The sequence below is a fragment of the Pseudaminobacter soli (ex Li et al. 2025) genome (assembly GCF_003012705.1).
GTDB lineage: Bacteria > Pseudomonadota > Alphaproteobacteria > Rhizobiales > Rhizobiaceae > Pseudaminobacter > Pseudaminobacter soli.
Genome location: NZ_PXYL01000091.1, coordinates 1 through 260 on the forward strand (window position 1 = coordinate 1; position 260 = coordinate 260).

Here is a 260-nt window from a genome sequence, read left to right on the forward strand (position 1 = left end):
AACCAGGATGTTGGCTTAGAAGCAGCCATCATTTAAAGAAAGCGTAACAGCTCACTGGTCTAAATAAGGGTCTTTGCGCCGAAAATGTAACGGGGCTAAAGCCATGCACCGAAGCTTTGGGTTTGCAGCTTGCTGCAAGCGGTAGCGGAGCGTTCCGTAAGCCGATGAAGCCGTACCTGTGAGGGGCGGTGGAGGTATCGGAAGTGCGAATGCTGACATGAGTAACGTAAGGGGTGTGAGAGACGCCCCCGCCGAAAGTC

Annotated in this window: 1 rRNA gene; it reads left to right on the forward strand. The window is 53.5% G+C overall.

The features are described from left to right. Window positions 1-260, forward strand: a 23S ribosomal RNA gene (locus C7I85_RS30370); the annotation flags it as partial.